The organism is Sphingobacterium paucimobilis HER1398, assembly GCF_000416985.1.
GTDB lineage: Bacteria > Bacteroidota > Bacteroidia > Sphingobacteriales > Sphingobacteriaceae > Sphingobacterium > Sphingobacterium paucimobilis.
The window spans coordinates 1-26,709 of record NZ_ATDL01000010.1 but is presented as its reverse complement, the minus strand read 5'-3'; the positions used below and the strand labels follow the sequence as shown (position 1 = coordinate 26,709).

30 protein-coding genes and 1 rRNA gene are annotated in these 26,709 nt (G+C 38.1%); 20 read left to right on the top strand and 11 right to left on the bottom strand.

Going from position 1 to position 26,709, the window contains the following annotated elements; genetic code table 11:
- Nucleotides 1–2 precede the first annotated feature (2 nt).
- Both M472_RS29990 and M472_RS29985 read left to right on the top strand, forming a co-directional pair.
- Nucleotides 3–1,193, top strand: coding sequence for a M20 metallopeptidase family protein (locus M472_RS29990; RefSeq protein ID WP_021069570.1), 1,191 nt, complete (start codon nt 3–5; stop codon nt 1,191–1,193).
- Nucleotides 1,194–1,212: 19 nt separating this feature from the next.
- Nucleotides 1,213–1,776, top strand: coding sequence for a hypothetical protein (locus M472_RS29985; protein ID WP_022829300.1), 564 nt, complete (start codon nt 1,213–1,215; stop codon nt 1,774–1,776).
- Here M472_RS29985 and M472_RS29980 read toward each other — a convergent pair.
- Nucleotides 1,773–3,071, bottom strand: a complete 1,299-nt coding sequence (locus tag M472_RS29980; RefSeq protein ID WP_021069568.1) for a M20/M25/M40 family metallo-hydrolase — start codon at nt 3,069–3,071, stop codon at nt 1,773–1,775. The genes M472_RS29985 and M472_RS29980 overlap by 4 nt on opposite strands.
- 134 nt (nt 3,072–3,205) lie before the next feature.
- Here M472_RS29980 and M472_RS0122575 point away from each other — a divergent pair, with 134 nt between their 5' ends.
- The 4 genes from M472_RS0122575 (at nt 3,206) to M472_RS29965 (ending at nt 5,660) form a co-directional block, all read left to right on the top strand.
- Complete coding sequence (locus tag M472_RS0122575; RefSeq protein ID WP_031301500.1) at nt 3,206–3,520, top strand: rhodanese-like domain-containing protein; 315 nt, start codon at nt 3,206–3,208, stop codon at nt 3,518–3,520.
- A 162-nt stretch (nt 3,521–3,682) separates the two neighbouring features.
- Nucleotides 3,683–5,101 (top strand): Glu/Leu/Phe/Val family dehydrogenase, encoded by a 1,419-nt coding sequence (locus M472_RS29975; protein ID WP_021069566.1) that lies wholly within the window; start codon nt 3,683–3,685, stop codon nt 5,099–5,101.
- A gap of 29 nt (nt 5,102–5,130) precedes the next feature.
- Nucleotides 5,131–5,433, top strand: a complete 303-nt coding sequence (locus M472_RS29970) for a hypothetical protein (RefSeq protein ID WP_021069565.1) — start codon at nt 5,131–5,133, stop codon at nt 5,431–5,433.
- A complete protein-coding gene (locus tag M472_RS29965) occupies nt 5,430–5,660 on the top strand; it encodes a DUF6358 family protein (RefSeq protein ID WP_021069564.1) in 231 nt (76 codons plus the stop codon). The genes M472_RS29970 and M472_RS29965 overlap by 4 nt, the downstream gene beginning before the upstream one ends.
- Before the next feature lie 50 nt (nt 5,661–5,710).
- Here the strand turns inward: M472_RS29965 and gcvT are convergent, their stop codons facing one another.
- From gcvT to M472_RS29940, 5 genes are all read right to left on the bottom strand, one after another.
- Nucleotides 5,711–6,790 (bottom strand): glycine cleavage system aminomethyltransferase GcvT, encoded by a 1,080-nt coding sequence (gene gcvT / locus M472_RS29960; protein ID WP_021069563.1) that lies wholly within the window; start codon nt 6,788–6,790, stop codon nt 5,711–5,713.
- Between the two features lie 165 nt (nt 6,791–6,955).
- The gene (locus tag M472_RS29955) at nt 6,956–7,651 is read right to left on the bottom strand and encodes a pseudouridine synthase (protein ID WP_021069562.1); all 696 of its coding nucleotides are present in this window, start codon (nt 7,649–7,651) and stop codon (nt 6,956–6,958) included.
- A complete protein-coding gene (locus M472_RS29950; protein WP_021069561.1) occupies nt 7,651–8,019 on the bottom strand; it encodes a hypothetical protein in 369 nt (122 codons plus the stop codon). The genes M472_RS29955 and M472_RS29950 overlap by 1 nt, the downstream gene beginning before the upstream one ends.
- Nucleotides 8,020–8,092: 73 nt before the next feature.
- The gene (locus tag M472_RS29945) at nt 8,093–8,581 is read right to left on the bottom strand and encodes a DUF4112 domain-containing protein (protein ID WP_021069560.1); all 489 of its coding nucleotides are present in this window, start codon (nt 8,579–8,581) and stop codon (nt 8,093–8,095) included.
- Between the two features lie 7 nt (nt 8,582–8,588).
- On the bottom strand, nt 8,589–9,308 hold the full coding sequence (locus M472_RS29940) for an SIMPL domain-containing protein (protein ID WP_022829299.1): 720 nt from the start codon (nt 9,306–9,308) through the stop codon (nt 8,589–8,591).
- Nucleotides 9,309–9,440: 132 nt separating this feature from the next.
- Between M472_RS29940 and M472_RS29935 the strand changes: the two genes are divergently transcribed.
- Complete coding sequence (locus tag M472_RS29935; protein WP_021069557.1) at nt 9,441–9,632, top strand: cold-shock protein; 192 nt, start codon at nt 9,441–9,443, stop codon at nt 9,630–9,632.
- A 78-nt stretch (nt 9,633–9,710) separates the two neighbouring features.
- Here the strand turns inward: M472_RS29935 and M472_RS29930 are convergent, their stop codons facing one another.
- Together M472_RS29930 and recO are read right to left on the bottom strand one after the other, a co-directional pair.
- Complete coding sequence (locus tag M472_RS29930) at nt 9,711–10,181, bottom strand: DUF805 domain-containing protein (protein WP_021069556.1); 471 nt, start codon at nt 10,179–10,181, stop codon at nt 9,711–9,713.
- A gap of 86 nt (nt 10,182–10,267) precedes the next feature.
- Nucleotides 10,268–10,990 carry a DNA repair protein RecO gene (gene recO / locus M472_RS29925; protein ID WP_021069555.1) on the bottom strand — a complete coding sequence of 241 codons (723 nt, stop codon included), beginning with the start codon at nt 10,988–10,990 and terminating at the stop codon, nt 10,268–10,270.
- 341 nt (nt 10,991–11,331) lie between these two features.
- On the opposite strand from recO, the gene rpmB reads away from it, so the two are divergent.
- The 5 genes from rpmB to rimO all read left to right on the top strand — a co-directional run bounded on the left by rpmB (nt 11,332) and on the right by rimO (nt 14,629).
- On the top strand, nt 11,332–11,565 hold the full coding sequence (rpmB, locus tag M472_RS29920; RefSeq protein WP_021069554.1) for a 50S ribosomal protein L28: 234 nt from the start codon (nt 11,332–11,334) through the stop codon (nt 11,563–11,565).
- Between the two features lie 74 nt (nt 11,566–11,639).
- Nucleotides 11,640–11,822: a 50S ribosomal protein L33 gene (gene rpmG, locus M472_RS29915; RefSeq protein WP_002998409.1), complete on the top strand. Its 183-nt coding sequence runs from the start codon at nt 11,640–11,642 to the stop codon at nt 11,820–11,822.
- Nucleotides 11,823–11,869: 47 nt separating this feature from the next.
- Complete coding sequence (locus M472_RS44890; RefSeq protein WP_021069553.1) at nt 11,870–12,031, top strand: DUF4295 domain-containing protein; 162 nt, start codon at nt 11,870–11,872, stop codon at nt 12,029–12,031.
- Between the two features lie 179 nt (nt 12,032–12,210).
- On the top strand, nt 12,211–13,173 hold the full coding sequence (gene ftsY, locus M472_RS29910) for a signal recognition particle-docking protein FtsY (protein ID WP_021069552.1): 963 nt from the start codon (nt 12,211–12,213) through the stop codon (nt 13,171–13,173).
- A 121-nt stretch (nt 13,174–13,294) separates the two neighbouring features.
- On the top strand, nt 13,295–14,629 hold the full coding sequence (rimO, locus tag M472_RS29905) for a 30S ribosomal protein S12 methylthiotransferase RimO (protein WP_021069551.1): 1,335 nt from the start codon (nt 13,295–13,297) through the stop codon (nt 14,627–14,629).
- 32 nt (nt 14,630–14,661) lie between these two features.
- Here rimO and M472_RS29900 read toward each other — a convergent pair whose 3' ends face one another.
- A complete protein-coding gene (locus M472_RS29900) occupies nt 14,662–15,486 on the bottom strand; it encodes an N-acetylmuramoyl-L-alanine amidase (protein ID WP_022829297.1) in 825 nt (274 codons plus the stop codon).
- A 79-nt stretch (nt 15,487–15,565) separates the two neighbouring features.
- On the opposite strand from M472_RS29900, the gene rlmN reads away from it, so the two are divergent.
- Together rlmN and M472_RS29890 are read left to right on the top strand one after the other, a co-directional pair.
- A complete protein-coding gene (gene rlmN, locus M472_RS29895) occupies nt 15,566–16,657 on the top strand; it encodes a 23S rRNA (adenine(2503)-C(2))-methyltransferase RlmN (RefSeq protein ID WP_021069549.1) in 1,092 nt (363 codons plus the stop codon).
- 55 nt (nt 16,658–16,712) lie between these two features.
- Nucleotides 16,713–17,405, top strand: a complete 693-nt coding sequence (locus M472_RS29890; protein ID WP_022829296.1) for a ComF family protein — start codon at nt 16,713–16,715, stop codon at nt 17,403–17,405.
- Nucleotides 17,406–17,541: 136 nt separating this feature from the next.
- Here the strand turns inward: M472_RS29890 and M472_RS45960 are convergent, their stop codons facing one another.
- Nucleotides 17,542–17,877, bottom strand: coding sequence for a VanZ family protein (locus tag M472_RS45960; protein ID WP_394330227.1), 336 nt, complete (start codon nt 17,875–17,877; stop codon nt 17,542–17,544).
- A gap of 225 nt (nt 17,878–18,102) precedes the next feature.
- Here M472_RS45960 and M472_RS29880 point away from each other — a divergent pair, with 225 nt between their 5' ends.
- The 5 genes from M472_RS29880 (at nt 18,103) to M472_RS29860 (ending at nt 25,204) form a co-directional block, all read left to right on the top strand.
- On the top strand, nt 18,103–18,438 hold the full coding sequence (locus M472_RS29880) for a PadR family transcriptional regulator (protein WP_021069546.1): 336 nt from the start codon (nt 18,103–18,105) through the stop codon (nt 18,436–18,438).
- A gap of 214 nt (nt 18,439–18,652) precedes the next feature.
- Nucleotides 18,653–20,287, top strand: a complete 1,635-nt coding sequence (locus tag M472_RS29875; protein WP_021069545.1) for a PspC domain-containing protein — start codon at nt 18,653–18,655, stop codon at nt 20,285–20,287.
- A gap of 36 nt (nt 20,288–20,323) precedes the next feature.
- A complete protein-coding gene (locus tag M472_RS29870; protein ID WP_021069544.1) occupies nt 20,324–22,738 on the top strand; it encodes a TonB-dependent receptor domain-containing protein in 2,415 nt (804 codons plus the stop codon).
- Nucleotides 22,739–23,002: 264 nt separating this feature from the next.
- A complete protein-coding gene (locus M472_RS29865) occupies nt 23,003–23,827 on the top strand; it encodes an NHL repeat-containing protein (RefSeq protein WP_021069543.1) in 825 nt (274 codons plus the stop codon).
- An 81-nt stretch (nt 23,828–23,908) separates the two neighbouring features.
- The gene (locus M472_RS29860; protein WP_021069542.1) at nt 23,909–25,204 is read left to right on the top strand and encodes a UDP-N-acetylmuramoyl-tripeptide--D-alanyl-D-alanine ligase; all 1,296 of its coding nucleotides are present in this window, start codon (nt 23,909–23,911) and stop codon (nt 25,202–25,204) included.
- On the opposite strand, the gene M472_RS29855 is transcribed toward M472_RS29860, so the two are convergent.
- Nucleotides 25,201–25,821, bottom strand: a complete 621-nt coding sequence (locus tag M472_RS29855; RefSeq protein ID WP_021069541.1) for a trimeric intracellular cation channel family protein — start codon at nt 25,819–25,821, stop codon at nt 25,201–25,203. The genes M472_RS29860 and M472_RS29855 overlap by 4 nt on opposite strands.
- A gap of 812 nt (nt 25,822–26,633) precedes the next feature.
- Between M472_RS29855 and M472_RS29850 the strand changes: the two genes are divergently transcribed.
- Nucleotides 26,634–26,709 (top strand): 16S ribosomal RNA (locus tag M472_RS29850); the annotation flags it as partial.

Here is a 26,709-nt window from a genome sequence, read left to right as displayed (position 1 = left end):
CTATGGAGAGCCTTAAGCGTAGCATAGAACAATTGGCTAAAGTTTTTTTCGAAGAAACTGTTGATATAAGACGGCATCTACATCGTAATCCTGAACTTTCTTTTGAAGAGTTTGAAACTTGTGACTTCGTGAAACGACAGTTGGATCGAATTGGAATAAGTTACGAAACAATGGCGGGAACAGGTGTTGTAGGGCTTATCAAAGGAGATAAAGATTCGGATAGGGTTATTGCATTACGGGCTGATATGGATGCATTACCGATAACGGAAGTCGAAGGACGTTCATACGGTTCGCAAAGAACTGGTGTCATGCACGCTTGTGGACATGATGTACATACCTCTTCCCTACTCGGGGTTGCTAAGATATTACAAGAATTACGCCCATTTTTCGGAGGAACTATAAAGCTTATTTTTCAGCCCGGTGAAGAAAAATTACCTGGGGGAGCCTCATTAATGATTAAAGAGGGGGTTTTAAAAAAACCAGATCCAGAGGTTATTTTAGGGCAGCATGTCATGCCTTTCATTGAAGTCGGCAAAGTTGGATTCAGATCAGGACAATATATGGCCTCTACAGATGAGCTTTACATGACTGTCAAGGGAAAAGGTGGACATGGAGCACATCCGCACCAAAATATAGATCCTATCGCTATCTCAGCGCAAATTATAACGGCTTTACAACAAGTTGTAAGCAGGTATGCCGATCCACGTATTCCAACCGTGGTATCGTGGGGAAAGATTATTGGTGATGGTGCGACGAATATTATTCCGGATAAGGTCTATTTGGAAGGCACATTCCGTACCTACGATGAAAAATGGCGTGTGGAGGCTCATCAAAGAATGGTACAAATAGCAACAGGAATAGCTGATGCGATGGGCGCTATATGTGAGTTTGAAGTTCGTAAAGGATATCCCTTTTTGACGAACGACCCCGCTTTGACAAATCAATCACGATCTTTTGCAGAGGAATACCTTGGAAAGGAAAATGTTGTAGAGTTAGAGCTTTGGCCTGCTGGAGAAGACTTTGCTTATTATTCGCAAGAAATTCCAGCTTGTTTTTATAGGCTCGGTACAGGAAACTCTGCTAAAGGAATTAACTCGGCGGTTCATACATCAACATTTGATATCGATGAAGATGCTCTTGAACTGAGTATCGGCTTAATGGCTTATATCGCAATTAGACAACTGGAAAGTTAAGTCGGAGAATATAGAATCAATGTCGTCACACCATATTGTTAGAGAGAATCAAGAACCGGCTTTATTAATACAAGATTTCTTAGTCTTGGATAGATTTATGGTAGATCAGCTGTTAGAGTGGTCTCCTACTATAATTACTGATGACTATAACCTGGATTTTCTTCTTTCAGAGGAAATCAAAGTTGATGTTGTTTTCTCTACACCTCCAAATGAATTTTTGCAGGAGCAAATAAGCTTTCTTCCACTTAATGGTTCTTTTTTGGATTCAGCATTGTCCTATTTGATATCAAAGTCGTACCCAGCTGTAAATATCCTCTGTACGGAAATTGAAGATTCGTTAGTTAGATTTGCGGAAGATATTAACATTGTTGCTTTTTGTAAAAACAAGAGATATGTTTTCGTTAGGAGCTATTATGAAAAATGGAAACCAAAAGGCGAAGCAGTATATGTAGATCCTAAGTGTTTAGAGTCTCAAGAGGGATTGCGCCTTGTCGGCGAACAATCGTTTGAAACAGAAAATGATGGGTTCTTTCGTTTGTTTTTTTGCGATGAGAAGTTCGTTTGTGTGGGTGAAGATATTTAGTCTTTCAGCTTTTCAACACGTTGAGGTGTCTGACTTCCATTTATGATTCCCGATGCTCCAATTGCTATAGCTTCTATACTTGATTTTATGTTGTTGATATTTAAGGTGCTCACTTCATCCTTTACCGTGTGATAGTATTCGTCTTTGTCAATTTGTGAAGTGGAGAAAGTATGTGCTGGTACGCCTAATGCAGCCAATACGGCGTTGTCACTTCTGTAAAATAGATTCTGCTGTGGATAGGGATCTGGATAGAAACGAAAGGGCGAACCTTTTATATTTTGCTGCATGAGCTCACCTAGGTTGGACCTGTCGTATCCCGTGATATACATAGAGTTTGGGCCAAATTTCGCATCCTTACCAATCATTTCTATATTTATCATAGCGATGACGCTATCTGCGTTGATATTATTTGAAAAGTACTTGGAACCGAACATTCCAATTTCTTCTGCTGTAAATGCAACAAAAATTAGGGTACGTTCGTTATTGTCTTGTTTTTTATAGTATTTGGCGAGACTGATTAACGCAGTAGTTCCGGAAGCGTCATCGTCCGCTCCATTAGCAATAGAATCTTGTCCCTCAGCTTTGATGATACCAAGATGATCATAGTGGGATGAAAAAACAACGTACTCATTGGCTTTAGATTTTCCTGGGATAATTGCAGCTACATTTGACATGGATATGGATTTGACATTATTTTCACTGACGATTTGGTAATCATTACTGGACTTTTCGCTGATGATAAATGCTTTTGTAGGGGTATGGTTTGTTTTTGATACGACATCTTCTCTGTCATATATTTTGTTGTAACGAGCGATAAAGGCAGAAAATTTAGGATCGACTAAGATAATAGCGTTTTCATCGGATTGCATATAGCTTCTAAAGCTCTGAGCAAAATCATCTGTTTTTTTTATGCTGTATACAGGTATATTGGAAGAAGGTGTCCAGTTTATTTTTTTGACATGCCCTAAGATCAAAAATTGGTTTGGATCTAATGACTGACCATTCCAGGTTACAGTGCTATTTTTCTTTGATATTTGTAACATTTCGAAACGTTGTCGATAGTCATTCCCTATGTAAGGTGCGAGGCCAATAGCTTCAAACTCTTTCTCAATAAATGTAGCTGCGCGTTCGGCATCCTCAGTCAGCGCGTGACGACCTCTCATTTCGTCAGAAGCAAGGGTGGTTAATATTCTTTCTATATAGGTTTTTTCTACAATCGGAGAGGAAGAGCTTTGACCAAGCGATGTGCTGCTCAAGAGTATTGAAAATAGGAAAGTAAAGAATATATTTTTCATTTTTTTTATGTTGTACGATACAGGGTACAATTTAGTAAATAGGATTGATATTATTTTTTTTAGGAGGTATTCGTGAATACCAAGCATTTTATCTAAGTTTGAGAGAAAAGTGGTTAAAGATAAATTTTAAATATATGAAAGAGATTACAGTTCAAGAGTTAAAATCAATGATGGATCAAAATGAAGAGTTTCAATTGATTGATGTTCGTGAAACATTTGAATATGAGGTTTCTCATTTAAATGGAATTAATATTCCTTTGGCGGGTATTCTCATTGAATCTGACAAGTTATCAAAGGATAGACCTGTAATCATACAGTGTCGTTCTGGAAAACGTAGTGCCCAAGCTGTCATGCTGTTGGAACAACAGGGATTCACAAACTTATCGAATCTAAAGGGGGGCATTTTAGCGTGGAAGGAAGAGATAGATCCAGAGATAGATGTCTATTAGTTTTATCCCTGTAGGGAAATAAAAGGGCATTATTTATATGCCCTTTTTTTATTAGGGAATTTAGAGAAACGCCTCTTAAAAATAAAGATGCTGGAGTCCAGATGTTTCATTATCTCTTTTTCTTAATTTTATATTGTTTTATGTATAACTAACTACAAATCAATGTCTATTAATAATACTTATAGTTTTTTTAGTGGTGTGGAGCGTAGCTTTGATAAAGCGGCCAAATTTACTCGTTTTTCAAATGGAATTTTAGAACAAATTAAAGCTTGCAACTCTATTTTGCGTGTCAAGTTCCCTGTTCGGATTGGGGATCAGGTGGAAGTAATAGAAGCTTATCGGGTGCAACACTCTCATCACAAGCTTCCGTGTAAGGGAGGAATACGGTTTAGTATGGAAGTCAATCAAGATGAGGTCATGGCGTTAGCAGCTTTAATGACCTATAAGTGCGCGATTGTCAATGTTCCTTTTGGTGGCGGTAAAGGTGGGATTAAGATAGATACCTCAAAATATAACGTTGGGGATCTGGAACGGATCACTAGACGTTATACATCAGAGTTGTGCAAGAAAAATTTCATAGGGCCAGGAATAGATGTTCCAGCGCCAGATTATGGAACGAGTGGACGAGAGATGAGTTGGATAGTGGACACCTACTCTTCTTTGAATCCAAATGATGTGAATGCCATGGCTTGTGTCACTGGTAAGCCGATATCTCAGGGTGGTGTGCGAGGGCGTGTAGAGGCGACAGGTTTAGGTGTGTTTTTTGGAATACGAGAAGCTTGTTCTATAAAGGAGGACATGAAGGAAATAGGCCTGTCAGTAGGTATAAAGGGAAAGAAGATAATTGTTCAAGGTTTGGGAAATGTTGGGTATCATGCTGCGAAATTCTGTCAAAAGGCCGGAGCAATAATTGTTGGTTTGATTGAGTATAATGGTGCTATATATAAGGAATCTGGAATTGATGTCGATCAAGCGCAAGCGTATCGTTTACAAAATGGGTCTCTTTTGGATTTTCCTGGTGCAACGAATATAGCGCAAGTTGAAGAAGGATTGGAACAGGAATGTGATATTCTAATACCTGCTGCATTAGAGTCCGTGATTCACGAGGGGAATGCCGGTCGTATACAGGCAAAGATTATCGGTGAGGCCGCAAACGGACCACTGACTCCCGAAGCCGATGCCATACTTAACGAGAAAGGCACAATGGTGATTCCTGATATGTATTTGAATGCAGGTGGAGTGACTGTTTCTTATTTTGAATGGTTGAAGAACTTGAGCCATGTCCGGTATGGACGCTTAGAGAAAAGGTTTAGTGAAAACCGGTATGCAGAGATTATGAATTCCGTTGAAGAGCTTACGAATAAGAAGATGTCGGAGATGGAGCGTAAGATGATTTTAAAAGGTCCCGATGAGATTGATTTGGTACACTCTGGACTGGAGGATACGATGATGGGCGCTTATCAAGAGATCCGTGAAGTATGGAAGACGACAAAGGGTGTAGAGGATTTAAGGACTGCCGCATTTATATGTGCTATTAATAAAATTGGCGTGGCCTATGAAGAACTGGGAATTTTTCCGTAGGTAATCGTATTTTTTTGTAATTTCGGAGGATGAAAAATTTATATCACCAGACTAAACAGGCGTTCTATTTTAGTCTGGTTTTTTATGTATTGGCAATTGGTACAGTCCTATTAAAGATCCCGGCTGCAGTGGTACTGGTGAGTATATCGCTGCTTATATCTATGATTTGGGTGCTATTGGTACTTCGAGAGATCATGTTGTCAATAAATATCGGCACGTTCGAGCGTATACTGTTAGCCCTATTTGTGATTTTGACGAATATTCTAGGAGGGATTGTGTATTTTGCGTTTATTAGGGAAAGGGTAATTGGTAAAGAAAACAAGAAGCGATGAAGAAACATTTTATACTAAACTTATTACTGAATTTAGGTATAATCTTTTTGATAATGAGTGGTGTAGCTGCTTATCAAAGTGGGAATATGCTGATTCTGGGAGCAGCCATAGCTATTTCCGTAGTGCTGATCTATTTGAAGATTGTTCTTTTGAAGCATGTCAAGAGCGATTTGGTCAAAAAGCAACAAGAAAAGAACAGTATGGTTACTAAAAAGAAAAAGGGATAATGTTAATTATCCCTTTTTTATGAGCGTATATCTGCTAATCTACTGGTCAATTACTTTACAAAAGGCGGCTTTTTGATCACAGCCTTAACTTTTTGGTTTCTTATGTTGATGTATATCTCCGTACCTTCTTTAGTAAAAGCATTGTTGACATAACCTAATCCAACAGATTTTTTCAATGTAGGGGATTGTGTGCCTGAAGTAACTCGGCCGATAATATTTCCATCTGCATCTACAATCTCATAATCATGGCGGGGAATTCCGCGATCAATCATCTCAAAACCAACAAGCTTTTTTTGAATTCCAGCCTCTTTTTCGGCTTTTAAGTTTTCTGAGTTTACGAAGTCTTTTGTGAATTTGGTAACCCATCCCAATCCAGCTTCTAAAGGTGATGTATTGTCGTCGATATCATTTCCGTACAAGCAAAAGCCCATTTCTAAACGTAAGGTATCACGAGCACCAAGTCCAATCGGTTTAATTCCATAAGGGGCTCCAGCCGTAAAAATCGCATCCCAAACAGTTTTCACATCTTCGTTAGCAACATATATTTCAAACCCTCCTGCTCCTGTGTATCCTGTTGCGGAGACGATTACATTATCCACTCCTGCAAATTTTCCTTTTTGGAATGTATAGTATTCCATGGAAGCAAGTTCTATTTCTGTAAGAGATTGTAGAGCTTCAGCCGCTTTTGGTCCTTGGATTGCAAGGAGTGCAGTTTGATCAGATATGTCTTTCATATCTACTCCAAATGTATTAAACTGGCTTATCCAGTTCCAGTCTTTCTCAATGTTTGAAGCATTGACGACCAATAGATATGTTTCGTCGTCTAATTTATAGGTTAGAAAATCGTCAACGATTCCTCCATTCTCGTTTGGAAGGTAAGCATACTGTACCTTGCCGTCATATAGTTTTGTGGCGTCATTGGAAGATATTTTCTGAATCAAATCGAGAGCCTTTTCTCCTTTTAAGATAAACTCTCCCATGTGGCTTACGTCAAAGACGCCCACTCCATTACGTACTGTTTCGTGCTCATCGTTTATACCAGTGTATTGTACAGGCATGTTGAAGCCTGCAAAAGGAACCATCTTTGCACCTAGTGATATATGCAAATCTGTCAAAGCTGTGTTTTTCATTCTTTAGCTATATAAAAATGTTTTATTACAAAAATACTTATAAAGTTGACATTATGGGCTTATATTTTGCAATATTGATAAATTCTGGCAGGTGTGTCCAACTGCTATAGCATTATGAACAGAGATGCTGTGGTCCAGCTGTGCCGGTAGCTGGAGGTATGAAGATTAAACGATATCAGACGTATTCATACGTAGCAGGTCTAATGCTTTTTTAAAGTTGGGATGAATCTTTGCCTTTATATCAATTTTATCTCCAGTATGCGGATGATGAAAAGAGAGGCTGCTGGCATGTAGGAGCATTGTGTCTATTTCGAATTTCTCTTTCCATAACTTGTTCTGTTTATTACAGCCATGAGGCCTGTCTCCTATAATCGGATGGAATATGTGTGCAAAGTGTCTACGCAATTGATGCATGCGTCCAGTTTCGGGATTGGCCTCTACTAGAGAGTACCTCGAGGTATCGAACTTGCCAAGAGGAATAGGAATCTCCGCTTGCGCTAAACGACGAAAATGTGTTATAGCATTTTGTGAAGTACCGTTTTCTTTTAATAACGGATAATCAATACAGTCCTGCTCAGGGCAGAAACCTCTTAAGACAGCTAAATAGCGCTTATCCATTTTGTTTTCAGCAAATAGTGGTTGCGTGAGACGGTCTGTCTCTTTGTCCAATGTAAAGAGTAGCACCCCTCCTGTCTTGCGGTCCAATCGGTGGGCGGGATAAACAGGTCTGCCAATTTGATCACGTAACATTTGCAATGCAAACTCGGAGGCATCATTTGCTATGGAAGACCGATGGACAAGTAAACCGTGTGGTTTGTTGATCGCGATTAAGAACTCGTCTTGATATAAGATTTCTAGCATTACAGATCTTTTAATATTGTAATGATTTCATCTGCTTTTTCATCAATTTTAGGACTAATCCAAATGGATTTAAACGCCCCCACTCCTATCGGTGTTTCCGTATCCTGCCATCTTAACTTTACAATGGAGAAGAGGTAGTAGTTTTTGATGATAATACTTCGATCAATAAAATCCTGAACGATTTTATCGCCAAATAAAGTCATCCCTAAAAGCACAGCATCTTTGTCCTTATAATGTAGTTGTTTTTCAAAGAGATCTTTTGCCTTGATCGTGAGTTCTTTTTCAAATTGTTCACGGGGTGGATTGGTCAGAATACTTGCGAAGATTAAAGCAAGCATTAGTAGTGCGAATATTCTAGTTTTGGACATGGAGCAAAATTAAAATAATTTAAACAAAGTCACAGGTACTGTGCTTAAAACTTAGGAAGTATCAAGAATACGCTTAGAATATGGTGCCTAGGAGGCGAATAAACCACCCGGATAGCAACCACATGAAGTAGAATAACGCGATACATACAACAAGTAATATAATCAATATGCTGATCAATAGTTTTTTTGCGCTACCCTGGTGTTTTTCTTCAAAGTAGTGCTCGCGTAGAAGGATTATATTCTTCTGGTTTGCTTTATGAAAAAAGTCAAATACTTGCCCAAAGAAAGGAATTGCACCAAAGAAAGCATCGTAAATTACGTTGAGTAGCATCTTTACAGCCACTTTGGAACCAGCACCATTGCGAAGCATTATTAGAACTAATAAAATAGAGGTGCCAAAGGAGATGATTTGACCAGCATAAGGTATTAAATTTAATAAGGGATCCAGGCCAAACCTGAATCCCCCGATATTAAATTTATTGTCTAGGAGATAGGAAACGCGCTCGACCCAAATGAAGTCTTTTTTACGTTTGCCTGTCCTGTCATCTTGTTTAGCGAACATGGTCACTTTATTTTATTTCAAATACACCGTCAATGTAACAGGTCAATTTTATAGGACGGATATCAATGTTCAGGTCATTTGATTCCGCGCCTCCAGACGTGTCCATGCGGGACGCTTTGGCGTACATCATTTGAGGTACAGGAGCGAAGTCATTAAAGTTGATGCTGCTATTGTCATTAATAATCAATACACGGCCTACAGACTGACCATCGGCAGCCGCTAGAATTTCTGCATTTTGTCGAGCATCTTTTACCGCAATTGTTTTTAATTCCTTTTCAATCTCTCTTTTTTGAGAATGATCATAACCATTTATAGATGTGCTTTGTAAGCCCTGTGGGTCAACCTTATCCAACATGGTACTGAGGCCATTTAAGTTGGTTACTTTAATGCGGTATTGACGGGATTGCAACAACTCGTTGTTCTTTTTCTTGTTTTCGTAGTTATAACTGTAAATGTTTTGAATTGTAATGTCTTCCTTCTTTACTCCTGCCGCGATAGCCCCATCAAATAGTTGTTTTTCTATAAGTTCGATAGCTACTTTTTTCTTGGTGTTGCCATCCATATAGAATTCTTTCAGGCTGACGGAGAGATAAATGATGTCCGGAGTAACCTCTTTTTCTGCATATCCTTTGGTTGCTACTTTGCGACTGCTTTCGATGTTCATTGTTTGCGCGTTTACCATAGCTAGAGAGCTAATTAAAAAGAAAAGTGCTATTATTTGTTTCATATTATTGTTTTCTAAAATGTTTTATAATTCGATAGACAAAGAAAAAGCAAGAATGTTTAACATAGTTTTAAAAAAAATGATAACTTTTTGTTTTTTATCCATTATCTTTAGAGAAATTAACAAATTAAAGTAATGCAAGAAGGTAAAGTAAAATTCTTTAATGAGACCAAAGGTTTCGGTTTCATCATCCCTGCGTCAGGCGAGAGCGAAATTTTTGTTCACGTTTCAGGATTAATTGACAAGGTTCGTGAAGGTGACGATGTCTCTTACGAAGTTGAGCAGGGCCGTAAAGGTCTTAACGCGGTAAATGTAAAAGTTATCTAGTAGATTCTATATATATTTATTGTGAAAAAGCCCGAAATCTGAAAGATTTCGGGCTTTTTTGCGCTGTAGAAAGAAGGGTTATTGATTGTCGTTTCTGAATGGATTATTTTGGCCAGAAAACGGATTGTTGATGTCTCTTTGTCCTGCAAAAGGGTCTTCGTTCTCCCCTCCTTTAGGGTCAGGACCATAATTGTTTTGGCCGCGATTTCCTTCTTGGATGACTAAGTATAACACATAAAAAGCACCGATACAGGTCAATACCCACAGGTAGTTCCATCCTGATTTTCCGGTATCATGTAGACGTCTTACGGTCACAGCAAGGCCCGGTATAAATACCGCTAGAGAATAGATACCGCCTAGAATTCCTGTTCCTCCACCATATGCAGAAAGCTCACTTCCTCCCATTTTCAACCCTAAAACACTGTCTATGATACTTAAGACAATACTGATTCCAAGATTCACTAAAAAGAACATCCAATACTCTTTTCGCCTAGCACGACCATTAAAGTTGGCGTAGTTGTCTCTCACGACTTTTAAATACCATTCCATAGTTGTAGTTGTTAAAGTTTTGTTTATAGTGTATGTAATAAAACTATTACGTGTCAAAAATAAATTATTTTTTTTATCTCCGAAATTTAATGAAAGATTTCTTCTAAAACTTCTAGGGAATTAACTGCTCCGAAATTGTCTGCATGTAGTTTATAAAAATTAATGATCTGTTGTAGGATATATATGCGGTCATTGTGCTTTATAGCTATATCAGCAGAGTTTTCATAGCTAGAACTAAGAATGCTATGAAATAAACTTGTGTGTGGTTCTTGTAATGCATAGCTGTGAGCCGGAAGGCTGTCTGTAAATCGCCCTTCCATCAGGTCAAAAAATGGTTTTGACTGTGAGGTTGTACTGGGTAGATACCCCAAAAACCGACTTAGTTTCATTAAAAAGCATAAATGAAAATTTTGTATGGAAAGATTAGTTTGATCTAACCAAAGTATGGATTGGAAGACGAAATGAAAAAGTTGGGGGTCCGGATGTTGATGTTTTAAAACTTTATATAGAATTTCATTTAAGAAAAGTGCTACTGCACTTTTCTTGATATCTAAAGGTATTTGTACAAGTGCCGGAGCAGGGTGTGCCTCTTTAATTCGTTGTAAGTTGCTCCCCTCCTTTACATATACAACCATATCCAAAAGATGAAGGGGCTGTAGCATATTTATATGTATTTTGGCTTTTGGTTTTCTCGCACCATTAATTAAATAAGATTGTAAACCAAGGTTTTCTGTGAAAATTTGAGCAACAATACTACTCTCTGAATAATTTGTAGTCTTTAGGGCTATTCCTTTTGTCTTTTGTAGCATATTCTATTCGGTCGACAAACTTATACAAAGTTGGGATTAAATTCTGATATTAGCTAGAAAGCCACTGGAGGGCTGTTGTTTTGTGATGATTCACGGCGTAAACCTCTCCTTTCTTGTCGTACTGATAATGTTAATTGTTGAAAACTATTTTCAGTGGCAAAGAAGGAGAAAATATTTCAAAAGACATACCTTTGCAAGGACTCCACGAATATAGAATGTTTTAGAAAAATATTTCTACCCCTAATTGTTGTAAATCCAAAAATAAATATAGATATTTGCAAACTCTTTGCAGAGAGTGCAAAGGTGATTTGTGTAAATAGACAACATTAAAAATAAATATCATGTCAAGAATTTGTGACTTAACAGGCAAAACGGCATTAAAAGGAAATAACGTATCTCACTCGAACGTTAAGACCAAGCGTAAGTTTTACCCTAATCTACAAACTAAGCGTTTTTACATTCCTGAAGAAGATCGTTGGATTACTTTGAAAGTATCTACGTCTGCGATTAAAACAATTAACAAAAACGGAATTACTTCGGTTATCAGTAAATTTATCAAAAAAGGATACGTTTAGTAGATAATTGCCTGTTAATTAAAGATATTCATGAAATCGATCCGTCAGCTGACGGATTAAAATAAAGTAAAACAATGGCTAAAAAAGGAAATAGAGTACAGGTAATTTTAGAATGTACTGAGCATAAAGAAAGCGGTCTTCCAGGTATGTCACGTTACATCACAACGAAGAATAAAAAGAACACTACTGAGCGTTTGGAGTTGAAAAAATTCAATCCAGTGTTGAGAAAAGTAACTGTTCATAAAGAAATTAAATAAATCATATTTGGTCAAGGTTGTAACTTGTCCATTTTAAAAATAGAATTATGGCAAAGAAATCGGTAGCATCGTTACAAAAAGGTGGTGGTAAAGAGTTTACAAAAGTAATCATCACAACGAAGTCTCCTAAAACAGGAGCTTATACTTTCAAAGAGAGCATGGTGCACAATGACAATGTAAAAGAAGTCGTTGCTGCAGCAAATAAATAAGCAGAAGATATTCCTTTTTTAAAGTTTTTCTTTAAAAAGTTGAAGAGCCGTTTTGGTGCATAAGCCGAAAGGGCTTTTTTAGTATATTTGCTTCCTAAACATGAGAAGAACGTAAAAACGGAAGGCCATTGGTCTATAGAAAAGTTTTTTGATCTTCTTACTTTTTTTAAATTTGAAATATGGGTTTATTCGATTTTTTTAAGAAGAAGCAAGAAACTCCTGAAGCACAAGAGGCTCTGGATAAAGGATTAGAAAAGACCAAAGAGGGTTTCTTTTCAAAGATCACAAAGGCAGTAGTCGGTAAGACAACTATAGATGACGATGTACTGGATAATCTCGAGGAGGTGCTAGTAACCTCGGACGTAGGGGTTACGACAACGCTAAAAATCGTCGATCGTATTCAACAACGTGTTGCAAAGGACAAGTATGTCGGAACTGATGAACTAAATAGGCTACTAAAGGAAGAGATCCAAGCTCTGCTTGCCGAAAATAATAGCGATGACTTCCAAAATTTTGAATACGGTAATCATAAACCTTATGTTATTATGGTAGTAGGTGTAAATGGAGTGGGGAAGACAACGACTATAGGGAAACTAGCGCATCAATTGAAATCTGCAGGCAACAAAGTTGTTTTAGGAGCCGCGGATACGTTTAGAGCCGCAGCTGTGGATCAGATTAAGCTGTGGGGAGAACGTGTTGGAGTTAGGGTGGTTGCACAGGCCATGGGTTCGGATCCAGCCTCGGTAGCTTTTGACACGATTAAGTCTGCTGTATCCAATGGCGATGATGTTGCGATTATTGATACCGCTGGTCGATTGCATAACAAAGTCGGATTGATGAATGAGCTTGGGAAAATTAAAAATGTAATGCAAAAAGTGATCCCAGGAGCTCCTCATGAGATTCTATTGGTATTAGATGCTTCAACGGGACAAAATGCGATAGAACAGTGTTCGCAGTTTACACAAGCAACAGATGTCAACGCCTTGGCTTTGACAAAATTGGACGGAACAGCAAAAGGTGGTGTTGTAATTGGGATATCCGATCAATTTAAAATCCCAGTGAAATACATCGGTGTTGGAGAAAAGATAGGTGACTTACAGCTTTTCAATAAGAAAGATTTCGTTGATTCCTTATTCAAATAGGATACTGGTATCGTTATAAACGCGGTAATGTAATAATCTTGATTTGGGGTTGCTGAACCGTTGTTAAAGAGAGGGAAAGGGTATTCTTTGGTACTCATTTCGTACTACTCAAAATTATAAAATGAAAACAAAGCAAACAAAAGCGACAATTTTGACAGCAAAACCACGGGTAAACGTAGTTACGTTGGGCTGTTCAAAGAATATTCACGATAGTGAGGTCTTGATGGGACAATTGAAAGGAAATCAGATCGACGTCGTGCATGAATCAAATAATATACAGGCCAATGATATTGTGGTCATTAATACCTGTGGTTTTATTGATAATGCGAAGCAAGAGTCTATAGATACGATTCTACAATTTTCCGAGTTGAAGGATCAAGGTAAGGTAAATAAGGTAATCGTAACGGGATGTTTATCTGAGCGGTATAAGCCCGAGTTGCAGACGGAAATCCCTAATATAGATGCATATTTTGGAACGAATGATTTACCCGATTTGCTTTCGTCGATTGGGGCAGATTATAGGCATGAGCTTCTAGGTGAGCGATTGTTGACAACACCTTCTCACTTTTCTTATTTTAAGATCGCAGAAGGATGTAATCGTCCCTGTTCATTTTGTGCTATACCGCTGATGAGAGGTAAGCATGTGTCAAAATCTATCGACGATTTAGTAAAAGAAGCTAAATTTCTCGCGTCTAACGGTACGAAGGAGCTTATTCTTATTGCCCAGGATCTTACGTATTACGGGTTGGATATATATGGCAAAAGAAATCTTTCTGATTTATTAAGACATTTGTCGGATGTTGAGGGAATTGATTGGATTCGTCTGCAATATGCTTATCCTTCGGGATTTCCTATGGACATATTGGATGCCATGAACGAGCGAAGCAATATCTGCAACTATTTGGATATGCCTCTACAGCATATTACAGATAATATGTTGACTTCTATGCGTAGGGGTACAACGAAGCAAAAGCAAATTGACCTTGTGAATAGAATAAGGGATAAAGTGCCAGATATCGCATTGCGTACTACCTTGATCTGTGGATATCCTGGTGAGACAGAGCAGGATTTTGAGGAGATGTTAGCTTGGGTAGAAAGTACACGTTTTGATCGATTGGGCTGTTTTACGTATTCGCATGAAGAGAAGACTCATGCTCATAATCTTGAGGATAATGTTGCAGAAGAGATTAAGCAAGAGCGCGTAGATGCAGTTATGGAGGTCCAACAGGGGATTTCTTACGATATCAACCAATCTAAGGTGGGAAATAGTTATAAAGTATTGGTCGATCGTATAGATGGAGACTATTATATAGGACGTACAGAGTATGATTCTCCAGAGGTTGACAATGAGGTTATCATCGCCGCAAAAGACAACTATCTCCGGATAGGGGATTTTGTGAACGTTGCTATAGAACGGGCCGAGGATTTTGATCTGTATGGATCGGTTGTAAAGTAATTTTATAAAAAAAGGGGCTTTAGCCCCTTTTTTTATAAGTATTTCTTAAAGATGGAATATAGGACCTTGAGGTCGTATTCTGTCAGTTGGGCAGAATTGGTGTCTTTTTGAATGTAATGTTGTTTGAATGCCTTTATTGCAGCATCTAGATTCTTCACATCATATCCAATTATTCTAAGAGCCAACCTAGGTTCAAACCCCGAGGGAACATTTTCTAGGTATTCATCGTACCAATATCCGAAGCCTTTGTCAGCGAGAATTTTCCACGGGAAACGTGAAGGGTCGTTTTTGCGTGTTGGAGCGTAGTCCATATGTCCGATAAAATTTGCCTGTGGTATATTGTAACTTTCTTTGAGAGAGCTTAGTAGGTTAAGAAGGGCTTGTATTTGCTTATCTGTCCAAGGATCGGTAGTTCCATTATTATCAAGTTCTATGCCGATAGAGGAAGAGTTTAAGTCCGTATCGTTGCCCCAGCGTCCTGCGCCTGCATGATGGCCACGATATAGATCATTGACCATTTGCACGATTTTGCCATCTCGACCAATTACATAATGAGAGCTGACTCCTGCTTTAGCGTTATGAAATGTTTTTACTGTTTGTGCTAAGGAATCTTGTGCCGTATGATGAATCATTACATAATTCGGTTTTCGAATCCCGAAATTGATAGAAGCAATCCATTCTTTATCCGTGCTCGCTATTTTTTCCAATTGTCCTTTTACAGGAGCTTCTTTATACTGTATGGCAAACTCCTTTGCTTTTTTCTTATATACTTTTTCCGTTGCGGAATATTTGTTTGAGCCACATGAGCTCATTAATACTATTCCAGTGATAATTGAGATAAAGAAATATTGTTTCATTGTGTTTAGCTGTTTTGTGCACAATATAGGAATACTACTTTAGAATATCTTGTAACAGACTCGATTCAAAAAACAAAAAATGGTGAAAAAGGGAAAATTGACGTATCTTTGTATCGTGTTGAGTACTACAAAATTGATAGATATACGGAGCCTTTCATTGGAACAATTGAAAGCCAAGTTAGTGGATATGGGTGAACAGGGATTCCGCGCCAAACAGATTTATGAGTGGATTTGGCAAAAATCCGCTACAGATTTTGAGGAAATGAGTAATCTCAGTAAAGGCCTCAGAGAAAAATTGAAAGAGAGTTTTTCCATTAATTATGTTAAGGTCAAGGAATCACAAATAAGTAGTGACAAAACAATAAAAAGCAGTTTTTCCTTATATGATGGAAATATCATAGAGGGGGTGCTGATTCCAACACCAGACCGGATGACTGCTTGTGTCAGTTCGCAGGTGGGGTGTAGCCTGACCTGTAAGTTCTGTGCCACGGGCTATATGGATCGTAAGCGTAACCTAAATGCAGATGAGATCTATGATCAGGTAGTACTTATTAGCAAACAGGCAGAAGAAAACTATGGACAGCCCCTCAGTAATATTGTGTATATGGGAATGGGGGAGCCGCTACTTAATTATGCTAACATGATGAAATCTGTGGAACGTATAACTGCGGCAGATGGATTAAATATGGCGGCAAAACGTATTACAGTATCTACGGCGGGTATTGCTAAGATGATAAAGAAGCTCGGGGATGACGAGGTGCGTTTTAACCTTGCTCTGTCGTTGCATGCTGCTAACGATAAAAAACGAAATGAGATCATGCCCATTAATGAACAGAATTCGTTGACCGCTTTAGCTGAAGCGCTGAGGTATTACTATGCTAAGACGAAAAACCCTGTTACATTTGAATATATCGTATTCCATAATTTTAATGATGAGTTACAGGACGCTAAAGAGCTAGCAAAATTTTGTAAACATGTGCCTTGTAAAGTCAATATCATAGAGTATAACCCAATATCCCTGGCTGATTTTGTAAACGCTGAAGCAGACAAAATTGAGGATTTTGCAAGCTATTTAAGGAGTCAAGGTGTGGTGACGAATGTGAGGAGGAGCCGAGGAAAGGATATTGATGCGGCATGTGGACAGTTAGCTATAAAAGAGAAAACTAACTAGTTAGATTTAACCGGCATATTTTATTAAGTTTGCTTTATACCAAGGTAAACTAGTTGTGAATATAACTCACTTTGTAAGGGACCTACTGCATGTGCTATTGCCCAATTTGTGCCTAGCCTGTGATACGGTATTGTTTGCTCATGAATCTATAGTATGTACCGAATGCTTATATCATCTACCCTTAACAGATTTTCATCATGATGTAAATAATGAGACCGCTAGACAGCTGTGGGGTAAGTTGGATTTTGAGGTGGCTATGTCTATGTTGTACCTGTCTAAAAATTCAAGGGTAGAACGACTTATACATCAGTTGAAGTACGGAAATCGACCTCAGATAGGACGCTTTTTGGGAGAAATGTATGGGAGGATAATAAAGGATATTGCTAAAGATCAGGGATTTGATACGTTGGTCGCTATCCCTATTCATAATAGAAAACGCCAAGAGAGGGGCTATAATCAGGCTTTCCAATTTGGTATGGGCTTGTCAGAATCCCTAGGTATACCTGTCCATGAGAATGTGCTGGTACGAAAGGTATACAATGTAAGTCAAACGAGAAAAAGTCGATCGGAACGATACGAAAACGTCGAAGGTGTGTTTAGTATCAATCCACAATATAGCATGCTAGAAGATAAACATGTTGCATTGGTCGATGATATACTGACTACCGGTGCGACCTTAAGTGAGGCGGGTAGAATTCTCAAGCTATCTGGAGCTAAAGTCAGTGTGTTGACCATTGCCCGCGCGTGATGTTGTCTTGTCTTTTATTTCCGCTTGCCAGACAATGGTTTGGGACAGCCACAGTCTTTTTTGAAAATTCCACACGACTGTAACGTAAGGAATGTTATAAGTGCTGCTAAAAACCAGGTTGTATATTTTTTTCTTTTCATTTTTCTCTTTTATAAAAAAATACGAAGGCAAATGTAGCCATTCCTATACCTATGATATCTGCAACAATATCCCATATGTCTGCTGTCCTTGTAGGGGATAAGTATTGTTGAGCTGCCTCTGTGGCAAAGGCAAAGATAACAGTGCTGGATACAATTTTGAGAATACTTGTCCATTTATTTACAGACCTCTTGCTTTTCAAGATAGATTCCCAGTAGAGTATTATACATAGTACGAAAAATATCCCACAATGAACCATTTTATCAAAGCCTTCATAAAAGGTAACGCTTTTGACTTCAAAGTTTTTTGACGGTAATAGTAGTAGAACCAACATTACTAGCGCCCATACGATTGCCCAGATATAGCTTTTTAGGTATTTCATCGATGCAAATCTCGGATTATTGCCCGATATAACCGTTGTTTTATTGAATTAAGTTTTGTTAAATATTATTTAAATAAAATTATTTAACTGATTTATAGTTGTTTGTGTTTGTTTTTTGAAAAAATATAGTACTATGTATTGCAAAGTACCATCTAAAGGATATAACTTTGTATTGTTATGATAGCAGAGAATACACAGATCCAGATGCGGAAAGGAATACTTGAGTATTGTATCCTTTCAATAATCTCTAGAGGGGAGATTTATGCTTCGGATATAATCGCAGAACTCAAGAAAGCAGAATTACTCGTGGTTGAAGGGACGCTATATCCTTTGTTGACCAGACTGAAAAATAATGGCCTACTAAGCTATAGTTGGCAAGAGTCTACTTCTGGTCCCCCACGCAAGTACTATCAGATTACTGAAGAGGGAAAGGAAGTGTTACGCAAATTAGATGTCACCTGGAAAGAGTTAGTATACGCTGTTGAAATTTCTTTAACAGGTAATAAGAAGTAAAAACAAACCAATTTGTCAACAGACGAATAATGAAAAAATATATACATATGAAATATCAATGTAGCAGCAACTGCACAAACACGAATGAATATAGTTTGGATATTCCATATGGCAACTGAAAATCAAATTATATACATATGAAATACTCCTGTTTAGCGAAGCACAAAAACCCATGAGTATTCCATATGACAGATAAAAGACAAATTATATACATATGAATAAGACAATAATTATCAATATAAATAGTATAGTCTTCCATATTGAAGAAGATGCTTACGAGGTGTTGCGTAGTTATATGATTGAGATTAAGCGCCATTTCAGTCAATCTGATGATAGTGGGGAGATATTACAAGATATAGAAAACCGTATTGCTGAAATGTTTACGGAGCGAATCCAAGTTGGAAAGAAAGAAGTTATCTCTATGCTAGATGTTAACGAGGTGATTGGGCAGATGGGAAGGGTTAGCGACTTTGAGCAAGTGGACGAAATGAAAGATGAACCTTACTTGGATGAATCGAAGGAAGATTACAAACGTGTTATTTCTGAAAGGAAATTAATGCGTAATCCCGACGATAAGGTGGTCGCTGGAGTTTGTAGTGGGTTGGGGTATTATTTCGGTATGCAGGCGAAATGGATTCGAGTCTTGTTTATATTATTCTTTCTTTTCGGAGGATCTGGAGTGCTTTTGTATGTTATCCTTTGGATTGTGATGCCAGAAGCAATTACACGGGCTGATCGTATGTCTATGCGTGGTGAAGAACCTAATCTTCAAAATTTTAAAAAGAATTTTGAGGAAGAATTGGAAGGCTATAAGGATGATTTGTCAGCCGTAAGAGGGCATCTGAGTAACGGAGGAAAGGCGGTTGGTAAGGGGATATCTACCTTTTTCCAGATTTTAGGTAAAGGCTTTGCTTTCCTTATGCTCGTTTTCTGTGGAATGGTAATCATTGGTATGCTCATTACTTTTGTCGGTTTTGCAACTGGAATCTTAGGTTACCAAGATGAAATGGTGTTTCCAGGATTACAATTACTGTCAACGGGACAGGCGTTTATTGCTTTGCTTGCCGGAGTTATGGCCATTACAATTCCTTTTATAGCGCTATTGCACATTTTTTTAAGAATGTTGCTGAAAACGAGATCGATGAATACGTATCTATCGCTTAGTTTGTGGGCTGGATGGATAGTATCTATTATTCTGATTATTGTCTATTCTTTCGTGGGGATACAAGAGTATAAAGAATCGAGTACCATTAAAGTGGAGAAGGTTCTAGAAAAACAAAATGTTTATCATTTCGAAGAAAAGGATATTAGGGTAATAGAAGCGGCAGCATTGGATAACGGAGATAAGAAGTATACAATGACATTCAAAAAGAAGGAGTTATCCAGATACCTAAGGAATGAAATAAACATTCGCTTCGAATATATTGATTCATTAGATATACCTTATATGCAGTATAACTATTTTGCGAAAGGGCGAACTTATCAAAGCGCCTCGGAGCGTGCATCGCATATCGATTATTTAGCAAAACAGGATAAGGGAAAGATTGTCTTCGACAGCCATTTTGCGTTGACTACTGAAGAACCTTATCGTGACGAAGCGGTGTCTGTCGTGGTATTTCTTCCTGTGGGAGCAAAAGTAACAATAGACCAAACCATTAGATCGAAAATGTGGAACTTACCCTATTCCGACTGTAAAAAAGAATATGATAATGATGAAACTATAAAATATACAGAATGGATTATGAGACGCTCCGGGCTACAATGTGCCCCATTGCATATCGAAAAGGCCAAGAAGAAGGAAAAGAAAGTGAAGGATGCAACCATTTCAGACGATGAATCGTCTTATTAAATAATCAATAGATTTAGTCCCTAACGATTGCCTACTATGAAAAACGCTTTTTTTTGGATAATCACTCTGGTATTGTATAGTACAGTAGTAACGGCTAATCAACGTCCGGCTTTACGTGGGAAGATTGTGAATCACAATAATGAGCCAATTAATGGAGCTTCTGTTTATTTAATCACGACTACTGCTAGAGCAGTTTTAAAAACAGCTGTAACGGATGAAGAAGGGAAGTATACAATTTTGGACTATCCAAGTGGAACGTTTATAATAGAAGCCACAGCTGTTGGATTCGGTAAAGGTGAAACAGCCATATTCAAAATAGGGGCTGAAGGTGTGGAGTTGCCAAATGTTATGTTGACTCCTGTTAACAAAGAAATAGAGGCTGTAACGGTAATGGGCGAGCTGCCTTTGATACAGAACGTGAAGGGAAAAATGGTGATGAATGTAGAAAACTCTTCAGTTAGTGCGGGAAATAATGCGTTCGAAGTATTAAAGCGAGCGCCTGGTGTCAATGTAGATAAAGATGATAACATCAGTCTAATGGGAAGGCAGGGGGTCAATGTTACAATAGATGGGCGACCTACTTATATGACAGGAGAGCAGTTGGCTACATTTTTGAAGAGCACAGATGGTGGGCAAATCAAGAGCATAGAACTCTCTAGTACACGTTCTGCTAAAGATGATGCTGAGGGGGCTGCTGGAGTAATTAATATAATCCTGAAGAAGAATAAACTGGAAGGATTTAACGGATCTTTTGTTGCTAGCGTCGGTCAGGGAGAGCGGCTTAGAGGAAACTCTTCTATCAACTTAAACTATAAGAAAGATAATACAACCGTTTTTAGTAACTACGCTTATACAGATAATAAAACGATAGAAACCCTGAATATTATGCGTGTGATTCCTGACGGCGATAAGCAAACTGTATTTAGTCAGCTTGCTGAATTAAAAGAGAGAGATCGGACGCATAATTATAAGTTGGGGCTAGAGCAAAAGACATCTGTTCGTAATACATTTGTGTTACAATTCAGCGGTAATAATAATGTAGAAAACCAGGATAATCCCGGTACAACGAATATGGGAAGTGCGCTAGGAGTGATTGATTCTGTGATGAATTCTTATACATTAGGCAAGGAAAAATTTAATAAGTACACCTTTAATGCTAATAATGAGTTTAAGATAGACACGATGGGTAGGACGTTGACCATGGATTTGGACTATAGTATGTTTAAAACCAGTACTGGACTCAATTACGAGTATCGTACCTATTTCCCTGATGGGGAGACACTAATCTATGCGCCAGATAAAGAGCGAAGCAATTCATTGACAGACATTAAGATCTTCGCTATGAAGGCGGATTATACGCAGAAGGTTGGTAAAGGTAATTTGGAAGTCGGGATTAAATATAGTAATGTAGAATCAGATAACGGAATAAGGTTTGATCAACTCATTGTGGATAGTTGGCAAAATAACCCAAAGCGTTCCAATGCATTCAATTATGTAGAGCAAATAACGGCGGGATATATTGATTATAGTGTGTCGTTAAATAAGTGGGAGGTGAAGGCGGGACTTCGCTCTGAATATACGCTGACTGATGGAATATCGGGGACGGAAAATAAAGAGAATAAGCGGGATTATTTAGATTGGTTTCCTTCGGGTTCGTTGAGTTATACTAAGAACGAAAATCATGTATTTACACTTAATTATGCTCGCAAGATATCAAGACCGAATTACCGACATCTTAATCCATTTGAGTATTATATTGATAAGCGGACATCTATGCGTGGTAACCCATATTTGAAGCCGGAATATACAAACGGGTTTTCACTGTATTACACATTACATAAGATGTTTAATATTGCAGTAGGGCACGACTTTACGAATGATGCCATGGTGGAAAGTATGGGACAGGATACTATTCTGAAGACAACATGGGTAACCCGGGAAAACTTGGGGAAGCAGAGCACAAGCTACATCAACCTTACTGTACCTGCGCGCATCGGTAAATTTTGGACGATGTATAATAATCTGACTGGAATATATATGCACTTTCGTGGTCCCATAGCGGGTTACTATGTGAGTGAAGGATCAACATTCTTCCAGTTGAACTCAACTAGTAATTTTAAAATTAATAAGGCTCTTTCATCTGAATTGGCTTTACGTTATAACTCACCCTTTTTATATTATGTGTATAAAATTCAAGGAAGATTCAATACGGATGTCGGTATAAGTTATAACTTAAAAGACCAGCGTAGTTCGTTCAAATTGGCGATAACGGATGTTTTTCGAAGCAACCGGAATAATTTATACACCAAATTCAGAGAGTATGATTCAGATATACGGCAATACAATGATACCCAGTCTATACGGTTTACTTTCAATTATAAATTCGGAAACTTGAAGCAATCCGTTCGCCGTCGAGAAAATAGCAGTGAAGAGAAAAATAGAGCTCAATAGGAGCTATTGGCTAACTTATTTATGTTTTAGATTTAGTCGTACCGTAAGCTAGCTGAGCTTACGTTTTTTTTGTGCGCTGTCAAACTCATTTTTATTAGATTTGTTTAAGTATATATAGAGGTATTCTCGAATCATCAGATTGGATGTCAAACCTTAATAATGTAAATTGACGGTTGATTTTGGTATTGACCAAATTTTGTATGCAGAGGAATCGTATACAACTCTGAATTGTAGGTCCAAGTAAAGAACTTTAATAAAATAGTTATGAAGAAGAAAGTTTTAGCATTATGTGTGGGGCTAATTGCTTTTACGGCAAAGAGCCAAAATCACCAACTTGAGAAGTTATGGGTGGCGAATGAAAAGCTTGCTGTCCCAGAATCTGTTTTATACGATGGAGTAAAGGAGGTATTATATGTTTCTCTGATTGATGGAGGCGGAGCAGAAAAGGATGGAAAGGGAGGGATAGCTCTTTTAAATACGGATGGTTCTATACGAAATGCTACTTGGATTTCGGGATTGAATGCACCCAAAGGACTGGCTCTACATAAGGGGCTATTATATATTGCTGATATTGATGTTGTCATTGTTGTAGATGTGGTTTCTGGGAATGTCATTGATGAGATTGGAATTAAGGAGGCCGTATTTCTGAATGATGTTACAGTGGATAATGAAGGAGTCGTGTATGTGTCGGATACTAGAGAGAATAAAATTTATAAAATAGATGAGGGTAACTATTCGCTGTATATGGATAATGTAAATAACGCTAATGGATTGAAATGGTTGAATGGAAGCCTGTACGCGCTGGCAGGTAAAGAGCTTTGGCGAATAGATTCTCAGAAAAAAGTTACTATAGTGGCGCAAGGTTTCGAACAGGCAGGGGATGGGATAGAACCTATTGGAAATGGTGATTTTCTGGTGACGTGCTGGCCGGGATTGATTTATTATGTAAAGGCAGATGGTATAATCGAGAAATTACAAGATGTACAGGGAGAGATGAATACTGCAGATTTAGGGTTTAATGCTAGAGAACGTATATTGTATATTCCTACTTTTAATGGTAATAGTGTAATAGCTTATAAGCTTAAGTAAGACGTTTTTCAAAAAGATTCATGAATAGATTTTGACAACCTGAAGTATTATTTATTTTTGCTTTAACAAAACAGGTAGACCATGAAAGTAGAAGCGTTGTACAATATATATAAACAGTATCCTTTAATATCTACGGATACGCGTAATATAAAAGAAGAAAGTATTTTCTTTGCATTGAAAGGAGCTAGTTTTGATGGTAATACTTTTGCCGACCAAGCGCTGCTTAGTGGAGCCCGTTATGTAGTTGTGGATGATCCGACACGTAAGAAAGATGAACGGTATATACTAGTTGACGATGTGTTGGAGACTCTACAGAGGTTAGCAGAATACCACCGGGACCAATTACACATACCGATAATAGGTATTACAGGAACAAATGGAAAGACAACCTCTAAAGAACTGTTATACGCTGTACTCTCACAACGATATAAGACCTTCGCTACCCTAGGAAATTTAAATAATCATATTGGTGTTCCGTTGTCTATACTATCTATATCTAAAGATATTGAAATAGCAATTATTGAGATGGGGGCAAACCATCTGGGCGAAATATCATTTTTGTCGAAAATCGCTAAGCCAACACATGGATTGATTACAAATGTTGGAAAAGCTCATTTGGAAGGCTTTGGTTCATTTGAAGGAGTGAAGATTGCTAAAGGCGAACTGTATGATTATTTACAGGATCATCATGGAATACTGTTTTTACAGGGTGACAATATGCACTTAGTGGAAATGGCGAAGAAGAGACATATCGATACCGTAGTTCGGTATGGATTTGGTGCAGAAAATAATGTGATAGGCAAGCTGTTGATTGCAAATCCTTACTTGGCTATTACTTGGAAAGAGAGAAGCAATTCCGCAACATATGAAGTCTCTACGAATTTGACTGGCTCTTATAATACAGAGAATTTTTTGGCAGCAATTGCTGTTGGATTGCACTTTGGCGTAGATCCAATTGCTATAAATACTGGAATAGCAGGTTATATACCTAAAAATAACCGATCACAGATTACAAAAACAGATCGAAATACAGTTATTGCGGATTTCTATAATGCGAATGCCAGTAGTATGGCCGCAGCATTAGATAATATGAAAGTCCTTTCAGCCGAACGTAAAGTATTGGTTTTAGGAGATATGTTTGAATTAGGTGAAGACGCTTACGAAGAACATGCGCTTGTTATTCAGAAAGCGAAGGAGCTGTTATTAGAAAGACTTATTTTTGTAGGGAAAGAGTTCTATATGCATAAGTGCGAAGGGGCTGAATTTTATGAAAATACAACAGAAGCATTGATTCCTATGGCTACAATATCAGGGTGCTTTGTGTTACTTAAGGCGTCAAGAGGAATGTCCTTTGAGCGGTTACTGGAAGCTCTCTAGCTTTTTTTGTCTTCAACGGGGGAAACTGTTGGCAAAGATAGGTTGTATTTTACGGATATCAATCGTACTGCAACAACAAAAGAAGCGGAGATAAAGGCATTCCACCCTCGGCTTAGGCCAAAGTATTCTAGTATTACGAATAGGAGAGCTCCGGATAGACATGCGGATGCATAAATCTCTTTTCTCAAAATAAGGGGCGTCTCATTCATTAAAGTATCTCGGATTACACCTCCCATAGCTGCGGAGAACATCCCAAACATAATGGCAGCAATATTACTGCTACCATAGTCTAGAGATTTTTGTGTCCCCACTACGGTAAAAAAGCCAATTCCAATGGCATCAAATAGTGTTAAGGTCTTGGCCCAGTTATAAAGATGCCTGTTTGCTACTATTGATATAAAGACTCCAATGAATATGGCGATTAAATAGTTTCCGTCTTCTACCCAAACGGGACGTATATTCAAAAATACATCGCGTAAGGACCCACCTCCAATTGCTGTAACAAAGCCCATAAAGGTTGCGCCAAAAACATCAATGCCTTGCCTGTTGGCTGCCATTGCTCCAGATATGGCAAAAACCATAGTTCCAAGTAAGTCTATTCCGTAGATGATATTCATAATCTAACTGCTGCTAGGCAATGATACAGAAAATTTTCAAAGTTTAATATCTCTAATACGATATATACGTCCCTCCTTGGATGTCTTCTGCATCGCTTCTTTACTTCTTCGTATCTGTTTTAATTTTTATAGGGGTTGTGTAGTGTTATAATAGAGGGGCTGTAGAGGGATCATACAGGTAAATCACTATAAAAGCTCTGTTATTCCTGGCTTAAATCCCTGCTGATCCTGCCCAATGATAGGAACAGTATGCCTTTTGTGCATTCCATGGTGCCTGTGTTCTTTCTTTTTTCAATTTTATTGTTCGCTGTTCCAGCGTTTTATGCTTTTTGCGGTAAAATAGTTTGTTTTATGTCTTTGAAATGTGGTTTTAAAGTTCCTATCTTTGCACCACTCCGCGAGGGAGGGACGGTTCTCCGGAACGATGACATAAGGTAGACAGAGTGGTTATTTTGCGGTCTGATCCGTCAGATCCGATGCACTCAGATCTTCTCCGGAAATTATTTTAAAATAAAATTTGGAGGTTCGAAAAAGATTCCTACCTTTGCAGTCCCAACGGAAACGAAGGGCGGTCTCCGCAAGGGAGTCCGGAAAAAAAAATGACAGGTCACATCTTCGGATGTCGATGATACAAGCAGAAGCGCGAAGCGGATGCGATAAAGTTCTTTAAGGAAATGATCATGTAACGTAACGAGTAGTGTTGAGAAACAACGAAAGTTAAAAAACTCAACCTGACGATCATAGAATCAGAAATTATTTAAATAAGGACAATTCTATTTTTCATAAATAGTCTTGATCTCACACTTCATTTTACTATGGAGAGTTTGATCCTGGCTCAGGATGAACGCTAGCGGCAGGCCTAATACATGCAAGTCGAACGGGATCCAT